The organism is Streptomyces sp. NPDC127092 (assembly GCF_042722475.1).
In the GTDB taxonomy this organism is placed as follows: Bacteria; Actinomycetota; Actinomycetes; order Streptomycetales; family Streptomycetaceae; genus Streptomyces.
Genome location: NZ_JBHXFE010000301.1, coordinates 1 through 1,245 on the forward strand (window position 1 = coordinate 1; position 1,245 = coordinate 1,245).

The 1,245-nt window shown below is 69.1% G+C and carries 3 protein-coding genes and 1 pseudogene; 1 reads left to right on the forward strand and 3 read right to left on the reverse strand.

The genetic code is table 11. The features are described 5' to 3' along the window. The 3 genes and pseudogenes from ACFWJO_RS39875 to ACFWJO_RS39885 form a co-directional block, all read right to left on the reverse strand. Positions 1 to 232 (reverse strand): helix-turn-helix domain-containing protein (locus tag ACFWJO_RS39875; protein ID WP_386873213.1); only part of this gene is annotated, 232 nt, incomplete at its 3' end. A 97-nt stretch (positions 233 to 329) separates the two neighbouring features. After that, positions 330 to 431 (reverse strand): annotated as a pseudogene (locus ACFWJO_RS39880) (recombinase family protein); the annotation flags it as partial. Positions 432 to 456: 25 nt separating this feature from the next. Next, the gene (locus ACFWJO_RS39885) at positions 457 to 624 is read right to left on the reverse strand and encodes a hypothetical protein (RefSeq protein ID WP_186315055.1); all 168 of its coding nucleotides are present in this window, start codon (positions 622 to 624) and stop codon (positions 457 to 459) included. A gap of 78 nt (positions 625 to 702) precedes the next feature. Here ACFWJO_RS39885 and ACFWJO_RS39890 point away from each other — a divergent pair. Beyond that, a partial coding sequence (locus tag ACFWJO_RS39890) for a TIGR00366 family protein (RefSeq protein ID WP_386873215.1) occupies positions 703 to 1,245 on the forward strand: 543 nt, incomplete at its 3' end.

Genomic DNA, 1,245 nt, shown 5'->3' on the forward strand with positions numbered 1-1,245 from the left:
TACCCGGCGCCCTGCGGGCACGACGGGCCAGGGCGCGCTCATCGATGAACCAGGATTCTCCGAGGCGGCGGGCCGGCACATCACCGCGCTCGACGAGACGCCGCACATAGCGGTCGGAGACCTTGAGGCGCTCGGCGGCCTCCCCCACCGTCAGAAGAGTCATGCAAGAAGAGTACCGGAGTCGGGCCTGTTCATGCATGCCCGGGGAGCCCTGGCTTTGAGACCCTGTCATGCCATGCGCCGAGAGCGCGTGGCCCTCTCTCTAGAGCCGTACTCCACCAGAGCGGAGACGCGAGGGCCATCGACAGCAGCGCTTGGAAGGAAACAACACGCCCCAGGGCGATCCCTTCGGCCTGGCGCTCCTTGATCCTTCGACGCGCGAACTCAGCGAATGCGGCCTGGATGCCGAGCATGAGTCCGGCTACGGGGGAAGTGCCGGGCCTGGGCACCGTGATCTCACTCGGTCGAGACCCGCACGGTGCATCCCTTGTCGGTGAGCTCGTCCACGATCGCGTACAGATTCCGGGTGACCCGGCCGAGCCGGGCCACGACGTCGTCGACCGCTGGGGGATCGACCGCGCCGGCACTCTCGTCAGCGAGCTCCCGGCCAGGGACGCGGCCCACGTCCCGCCCACGACGATCGAGCGCCTAGAGTGATCCACATCACTCTCGCCGTGGCCTCTCACCCTGAACAGGAGCCTCATGTCCGCCACGTCCACACGTCCGCCCACACCCGGACCCTCGGGCCGTACCGCCCGCGAGGGCACGTTCTTCAGCCGCGCCATGCGCCCGCTGAACACGACGATGGAGCGGTTCATCCCGTCCTCGCTCGTGTTCACCATCGTGCTCACGTTCGCGGTGGCAGCCCTGTGCCTGCTGCTCACTCCGGCCGGGCCGGCCGACGTCGTCGTGGGCTGGGGTGACGGTCTGTCCGGACTGCTGGCGTTCATCACGCAGATGGCGCTCGTGCTCATGCTCGGACACATCCTGGCGAACACCGGCCCGGTGCGCCGTCTGCTCGCCAGGCTCGCCAGCATTCCCCGCACGCCCCTGGCCGCCTACATCTTCGTGTTCGTGGTGGCGGCGGCGGCCTCCCTCATCACGTGGGGCCTGGGCCTGGTGGTCGGTGCGCTGCTGGCCAAGGAGGTCGCGGCGCAGGCCCGTGAGCGCGGGCTGGTCCTGCACTTCCCGATGCTGGTGGCCGCCGGGTTCTCCGGGTTCGTGGTGTGGCACATGGGGTACTCG